Origin of the sequence: Reyranella sp., from assembly GCF_044224635.1 — a bacterium.
In the GTDB taxonomy this organism is placed as follows: Bacteria; Pseudomonadota; Alphaproteobacteria; order Reyranellales; family Reyranellaceae; genus Reyranella.
Window position 1 is genome coordinate 45,485 of the sequence record NZ_JBGAKA010000059.1, and the last position, 7,381, is coordinate 52,865.

Here is a 7,381-nt window from a genome sequence, read left to right on the forward strand (position 1 = left end):
TCAGGCGATCTTCACCACGGTGAACTTGCCGGCCTTGATCTGCTCGTAGCGGAACTTGCAGTCGACGATGTCGCCGCGCTCGTCGAAGTCGCAGGGACCCGACGCGCCGGTGTAGTCGATCTTCTCGCCGGCGGTGATCGCCTTGATGCCGTCGACGGCGTTGTCGACCGTCTTGCCGCCGCCCTGCGTCACCTTGCGGATGTTGTCCTTGATGGCGACGCCGCTCGAATCCCTGGCGATCGCCATGCTCATCAGCACCATGTTGATGTGGTCGTAGACCTGACTGGTGTACGGGTCGGGATTGGACGACCCCACGGCGGCCTTGACCTTGTCGTAGGCCGTGCTGTCCTCGGCCGACGCCGGCGCGAAGGTGTAGACGCCTTCGACCACCTCGTTCTGGCCGACCTGGTCGACCAGCTTCTGGTTGATCGAGTAGGCGAAGCCCAGGATCTTGCCCTTGAAGCCGGCGCGATAGAGGTCCTTGAGCAACACTACCGTGTCGGGCGTGTAGCCGTTGGCCAGGATCACGTCGGGCGAGGTGCGCAGCGCCTGGTCGACCTCGGTGCGATAGGTCGTCTTCTTGTCGTCGTAGATCAGGCTCTGATGGGTCGCTCCGCTTTTCGGCAGCACTGCGTTCAGGATGTCGAAGGTCGACTGAGTGAACGGCGTCTGCGGGATCATGGTGAAGACCTTCTTGGCCCCCAGCGAGAGAATGAACTCGCCGACCCGCGTGACCTGAAGCTTTGAATTGGGCTGGGTGCGCACCAGGAACCCCTGGTGCGGCAGAAGGGTGATCGAGTCGGCGCCCGACACGGTGCACAGGAAAGTCTTGCTCTCCCAGCACAGCGGCGCCACCGCCGTGGTCACCGACGAGGCCCAGGTCCCCATGATGGCCGAGACCTTGTCGACATCGATCAGCTTGCGCGCCGCACGAACGGCAGCCTCCGGGCTGGTCTGATCGTCCTCGCTCACCAGGACGACGCGGCGGCCGTTCACGCCACCCGCCTTGTTGACTCCCTCGACGACGGTAGCCGCGACCTTGGCCATGCTCGGTCCATAGGAGCCGCCGGCGCCGGTGAGCGGCGTCAGGGTCGCGAGCTTGATCGGGTCGGCCTGAGCGCGCGCCACGGCCGGGCTGGCCAGAACGGCGACGCCGCCGGCCAGCGCGGCGCGGCGGCCGATACGAAGATTCGTCATGTGTTGTTCCCCATTTCCCTGCTCGAAGACTCCCCGTCCGATCGCGCGAGCATAGGCGCTGCCTTGCCGCCGAGAAAGAGATCGCGGACGATCGGGTCGTCGGTCAGATCGGCCGCCCGCCCCTCGTGCTCCGGCCGGCCCTGGACCAGCACGTAGGCTCGTCCGGCCACGGTCAGCGCCTCGAGTGCATTCTGCTCAACCATCAGGATCGCAACCCCTGTCTTGTTCAGAGCCAGGATCGTGCCGAACAGCTGTTCGGCCGCGCGCGGGCTCAGGCCCGCGGTCGGCTCGTCGAGCAACAGCAGGTCGGGTGCGTTCATTAGTGCGATCGCCATGGCGAGGATCTGGCGCTGTCCGCCGCTCAGGGTGCGTGCAGCGGCGCGGCGCTTGTCGGCCAGCATGGGAAAGCGCTCGTAGAGCTCGGCCATGCGCTTCTTCGCATGCGCGCCGTCGAGATAACCACCCATCTCGAGGTTCTCGGCGACGCTCATGGTGCCGAACACGTTGCGCTCCTGCGGAACGAACGACAGGCCGGCCCGGCTGACCGCCGGTGCGCCGAGGCCGGCGATCTCGCGCTCCTTGAAGCGCACGCTGCCGCCGCTCGGCCGCAGCAGGCCGGCGACGAGCTTGAGCAAGGTCGACTTGCCTGCGCCATTGGGGCCGATCAGGGCGACGATCTCGCCCGGCGCCACCCGCAGGTCGGCCCCTTTGACGATCTCGTCGGCCGCGGCATAGCCGCCGCGCAGCCCGACGATGTTCAGGAGGTCGCCCCTCGGGCCATTACCCTCCGGGCTCATGCCGCCCGCCGTCCGAGATAGGCCTCGCGCACTCGATGATCGGCGCGCACGGCGTCGAATGTGCCCTCGGTCAGCACCTGGCCCTCGGCCATGACGATCACCGGATTGCACAGGCGGGCAATGAAGCCCATGTCGTGCTCGATCAGCAGCACGGTGATGCCGCGCTTGGGCAGCTCCAGCAGCCGCTCGCCGATCTCGTTCTGCAGGGTCGGGTTGACGCCGGCCGTCGGCTCGTCGAGCAGCACCAGGCGCGGCTCGGCCATCAGCGCCCGGCCGATCTCCAAGAGCTTCTTCTGGCCGCCCGACAACGCCGTGGCCGGATTGTCGATCAGATGGTCGAGGCGCAGGAAGCGCGCCGTCGCCCACGCTCGCTCGGCCAGCTCGGCCTCGCGGTCGCGCGCCGCCCGGGTGCCGACGATCGCCTGCCACAGGCTCTCCCCGGGCTGATCTCGCCCATAGAGCATGAGATGCTGGAACACCGAGAGCTTGGGAAAGCCGCGCGCCACCTGGAAGGTGCGCACCAGCCCGCGCCGGCTGACCGCGTCGGGCGCCCAGCCGGCGACCTCCTGGCCGTCGAAACGGATCGACCCGGCATCGGGCGGCACCAGCCCGGAGACGACATTGAACAGGGTCGTCTTGCCCGCCCCATTCGGTCCGATCAGCCCGGTGATGCCGCCTGGCGCCACCGACAGATCGACACCGCGCAGCACATCAAGCCCATAGAATGCGCGGCGCAGGTCCTTGATCTCGAGCAGGGGCAATGCGGATTCCTTGGATGGCAAGCGGATGACCTTATCCACGAGCAGCACGAAACGCGCCATCCTCTCTTTTCTTGCTCCTCGCCTCTCGCAAGGGGAGAGGAGGGGTAATGGGGTGTGGGCGATGCAGCAATCTTCGAGCTCCCTCACCCAACCTCTCCCATTTGCGGGTCTTGGCGTGTCGCATCCGCCGGACTGCCGCGTGGGGATTCATGGGCGATATTTTGCGTCAGTTGCGTCCGTTGCGTCAGTGCCCTTTAAAATCAATCACTTGCAACTGACGCAAGGAAGTCGATCGAAGGCGTCGTTGCGTCAGCCGGGCGCGCAGGATGGCGATGCCCTCCAGCCGGCCCCGACTCTCCGCCTTGGCGCCGGGTCTCGGTGTGTCCTGGTTCAACCGGCACAGCTCGTTGAAACCGCTTGGACGGCGCAGGCTCATCGACCCTGTTCGCATGGGCAACAGCGGCAGCCGGCTCGCGCATGTCACATCCTCCTTGATGCTGCGCATTCACCGGCAATGACCCACCGCCAGTGTCCACCCACGCTAGGCGGGTTTCTTGCCACGTCAAGAGCGCGACTTCGGAAACAGCCCTGATCGGGTCGGGCTCCCACCTTTGGCAGCCTCATCCAGTCATGCCGATCAGAGCTGAGAGGAACAGGAGAAGATGCATCCTCGCTCACAAGATTTCGCCTTTCGGCGTCTTCACGAAACGCCTCACCGGGTCCCGCCGCCAGCCGGCTGGAAAGCTGCTCTTTTCCTCGGCAGGGAGATTTCCTGAGCAGGCGCGAGTATATGAGGGCCAGGGAGAAGAGTTTCATGGCCCACGCGGTGACCCTGGACGACAAGTACCTGCTCGAAAGCGGGCGGGTGTATCTCACCGGTACACAGGCTCTGGTGCGCCTGCCGATGATGCAGCGCCAGCGTGACCAGGCGGCCGGGCTCAACACCGCCGGCTACATTTCCGGCTATCGCGGCTCGCCGCTCGGCGGCTTCGACCAGGCGCTGTGGCAGGCCAAGCGTTTCATCAAGAACAACCACATCGAGTTCCAGCCCGGCGTCAACGAGGACTTGGCGGCCACCGCCATCTGGGGCACCCAGCAGATCCACCTCTATCCCGGCGCGCGCTACGACGGCGTGTTCGGCATGTGGTACGGCAAGGGGCCCGGCGTCGACCGCAGCGGCGATGCCCTGAAGCACGCCAACTATGCCGGCACGGCGCCCAACGGCGGCGTGATGGCGCTGGCCGGCGACGACCACATGGCCAAGTCGTCGACCACGGCACACCAGAGCGAGCCCGCCTTCATCGCTGCCGGCATCCCGGTGATCCATCCGGCCGGCGTGCAGGAGTATCTCGACCTCGGCCTGCACACCTTCGCGATGTCGCGCTACTCGGGTCTGTGGGTCGGCTTCAAGATCATCAGCGAGACCGCCGACTCCTCGGCCTCGGTGCATGTCGATCCGCACCGCATCGAGATCCGCCTGCCGACCGACTTCGTCCTGCCGCCGGACGGCGTGCACATCCGCTGGCCCGACGACTGGCTCGGCCAGGAGCGCCGCACCTTCACCGTCAAGCAGCCGGCGGCGCTCGCCTACTGGCGCGCCAACCGGCTCGACCGGCTGATGATGGGCGAGGCCGACGCCCGCTTCGGCATCGTCACTGTCGGCAAGAGCTATCTCGACGTCCGCCAGGCGCTCGACGATCTCGGTATCGACGACGCCGAAGCCAAACGGCTCGGCATCGCCGTCTACAAGGTGGCTCTCGTGTGGCCGCTCGAGACCGACGGCGCGACCGCTTTCGCGCTAGGCAAGCGCGAGGTGCTGGTGGTCGAGGAGAAGCGCGCGATCATCGAGCCACAGCTCAAGGACGCGCTGTTCAACGCGCCGGCCCACCGTCGCCCGGTCGTCGTCGGCAAGACCGACGAGCGTGGCCAGAAGCTCCTGAAATCGGACGGCGAGCTGACGCCGTATGAGATCGCCGCAGCCCTGGTCGCCCGCTTCGGCTTCGACTCGTTCAGTGCGCACACCAAGCAGCGCTTCGAGGCGCTGCAGCGGCGCACCGGTCGGCAGATCCGCAACGAGGCGGGACTGGCCCGCGTGCCCTATTTCTGTTCCGGTTGCCCGCACAACAGCTCGACCAAGGTGCCGGAAGGCTCGATGGCGATGGCGGGCATCGGCTGCCATACGCTCGCCATCGGCATGGACCGGAACACCAAGACCTTCACGCACATGGGCGCCGAGGGCGCGCCGTGGGTCGGCGCCAGGCATTTCAGCGACATGCCGCACGTGTTCCAGAACATGGGCGACGGCACCTATTTCCACTCCGGTTACCTTGCGGTTCGCCAGGCCGCCGCCGTCAACGCCAACATCACCTACAAGATCCTCTACAACGACGCCGTCGCCATGACAGGCGGCCAGCCGCACGACGGCAACGTCCGGCCGTGGACGATCAGCCAGCAGGTCCATGCCGAGGGCGTGCGCCGCATCGCGCTGGTGAGCGACGAGCCGGACAAGTATCCGGTCGGCACCGAATGGGCGCCCGGCGTCACCTTCCATCATCGCAGCGAGCTCGACGACGTGCAGCGTGCCTTGCGCGAATGGAAGGGTGTCTCGGTCCTGATCTACGATCAGACCTGCGCCGCCGAGAAGCGCCGCCGTCGAAAGCGCGGCACCTTCCCCGATCCTGCCAAGCGCGCCTTCATCAACCAGGCGGTCTGCGAGGGCTGCGGCGATTGCTCGGTTCAGTCGAACTGCCTCTCGGTCGTGCCGGTCGAGACCGAGTTCGGCACCAAGCGCGCCATCGACCAGTCGTCGTGCAACAAGGACTTCTCCTGCGTGAACGGCTTCTGCCCGAGCTTCGTCACCATCGAAGGCGGCGGCGTGCGCAAGGGCAAGGCCGAGAAGAAGAGCGCGGTCGCCACAGCGGAGCCCGACCTTCCGCCGGCGCCCTCCCTGCCGACGGTGGACGACAGGCCATACGGCATGCTGATCACCGGCATCGGCGGCACCGGCGTCGTCACGATCGGCGCCATCCTGGGCATGGCGGCCCACATCGAGGGCAAGGGCGCCACCGTGCTCGACCAGCTCGGCATGGCGCAGAAGGGCGGCGCCGTCATCAGCCATGTGCGGATCGGCGCCGATCCGGAGGCACTGCACGCGGTGCGCCTGGGTGCCGGCGGCGCGTCGCTGCTTCTGGGCTGCGACCTCGTGGTGAGCGCCAGCGCCGATGCGCTCGCACGGCTCGAAGGCAGCCGCTCGCGCGCCATCGTCAACACCCACCAGACCATCACCGGCGAGTTCACGCGCCATCCCGACCTCGCCTTCCCCGCCAATACGCTCCGGCTGTCGATCGAAGCGGCGGCCGGCGGCGAGGCCTGCGAATTCCTCGAAGCGACCGAGCTCGCCACGGCGCTGATGGGCGATTCGATCGCCACCAACATGTTCATGCTGGGCTATGCCTATCAGAAGGGCCTGGTGCCGCTGGGACACGAAGCGATCGAGCAGGCCATCGAGCTGAACGGCGCAGCCGTCACGATGAATCGCAACGCCTTCCGCTGGGGCCGCCGGGCGGCGCACGATCGCGCCGCGGTCGAGAAACTGATCGCGCCGGCCGACGACAAGGTGGTGCCGTTCGCCCGGCCGTCGAAGACGCTCGACGAGCTCGTCGGGCGGCGCACGATCGCGCCGCGGTCGAGAAACTGATCGCGCCGGCCGACGACAAGGTGGTGCCGTTCGCCCGGCCGTCGAAGACGCTCGACGAGCTCGTCGCGGCACGCATCGAGCATCTGACGAAGTACCAGGACGCGGCTCTGGCGGAGCGCTACCGCGCCCTGGTCGACAGGGTGCGCGCGGCCGAGCACAAGACCGGCGAGACCGGGCTCGCCCTCGCCGTCGCCCGCAACTACGCCAAGCTGCTCGCCTACAAGGACGAGTACGAGGTGGCGCGGCTCTATACCGACGCGGCGTTCCAGGCGGCCATCGAGCGGCAGTTCGAAGGCGGCTACACGATCAGGTTCCATCTCGCCCCGCCGCTGCTGGCCAGTCGCGATCCCAAGACCGGCCATCTCGTGAAGCAGGCGTTCGGTCCCTGGATGATGCCGGCGTTCAAGCTCCTGGCGAAGCTCAAGGGACTGCGCGGCACGGCATTCGACCTGTTCGGCTACACGGCCGAGCGCCGTACGGAGCGCGCCCTGATCGGCGAGTACGAAGTCCTGGTCGACGAGCTGCTGAAGGGCCTGTCGCCGGCAAACCATCCGCTCGCCATCAAGCTCGCGTCACTGCCGGATGAGATCCGCGGCTACGGCCACATCAAGGACGCCAGCATCGAGAAGACGCGCCGCAGGCAGGCCGAGATGCTGCACCAATGGCGCAACGCGGAGACGCTCCGCATCGCGGCGGAGTAGTCACAGTCCTCCCCAGCTTCGCTGGGGAGGTGCCCCGTCACACGGGGCGGAGGGGTCATGAGCCTCAGGCTCGACCCTCTCCCATGACTCATGACCCCTCCGTCGCCGTATGACGGCGACACCTCCCCAAGCTTCGCTTAGGGAGGAAAATGATTACCGATCGTGATTGCGATGGACATCGTGCACGACGATGCCAGAGCCATGCTGCGGCATCACCACCCAGTCTTC

The 7,381-nt window shown here is 67.0% G+C and carries 6 protein-coding genes; 2 read left to right on the forward strand and 4 right to left on the reverse strand.

From position 1 onward, the window contains the following. The 4 genes from ACILR9_RS33215 to ACILR9_RS33230 form a co-directional block, all read right to left on the reverse strand. Complete coding sequence (locus tag ACILR9_RS33215) at positions 1 to 1,197, reverse strand: ABC transporter substrate-binding protein (RefSeq protein ID WP_395714279.1); 1,197 nt, start codon at positions 1,195 to 1,197, stop codon at positions 1 to 3. After that, positions 1,194 to 1,994 carry an ABC transporter ATP-binding protein gene (locus tag ACILR9_RS33220; protein ID WP_395714280.1) on the reverse strand — a complete coding sequence of 267 codons (801 nt, stop codon included), beginning with the start codon at positions 1,992 to 1,994 and terminating at the stop codon, positions 1,194 to 1,196. Before ACILR9_RS33220 ends, ACILR9_RS33215 begins: the two co-directional genes overlap by 4 nt. Continuing rightward, positions 1,991 to 2,803 (reverse strand): ABC transporter ATP-binding protein, encoded by an 813-nt coding sequence (locus ACILR9_RS33225; RefSeq protein WP_395714281.1) that lies wholly within the window; start codon positions 2,801 to 2,803, stop codon positions 1,991 to 1,993. The genes ACILR9_RS33220 and ACILR9_RS33225 overlap by 4 nt, the downstream gene beginning before the upstream one ends. Before the next feature lie 196 nt (positions 2,804 to 2,999). Further along, positions 3,000 to 3,260 (reverse strand): hypothetical protein, encoded by a 261-nt coding sequence (locus ACILR9_RS33230; RefSeq protein ID WP_395714282.1) that lies wholly within the window; start codon positions 3,258 to 3,260, stop codon positions 3,000 to 3,002. 309 nt (positions 3,261 to 3,569) lie between these two features. Here ACILR9_RS33230 and ACILR9_RS33235 point away from each other — a divergent pair, with 309 nt between their 5' ends. Continuing rightward, positions 3,570 to 6,452 carry an indolepyruvate ferredoxin oxidoreductase family protein gene (locus ACILR9_RS33235; RefSeq protein ID WP_395714283.1) on the forward strand — a complete coding sequence of 961 codons (2,883 nt, stop codon included), beginning with the start codon at positions 3,570 to 3,572 and terminating at the stop codon, positions 6,450 to 6,452. Positions 6,453 to 6,475: 23 nt separating this feature from the next. Then, positions 6,476 to 7,153: a DUF6537 domain-containing protein gene (locus ACILR9_RS33240; RefSeq protein ID WP_395714284.1), complete on the forward strand. Its 678-nt coding sequence runs from the start codon at positions 6,476 to 6,478 to the stop codon at positions 7,151 to 7,153. Positions 7,154 to 7,381 lie beyond the last annotated feature (228 nt).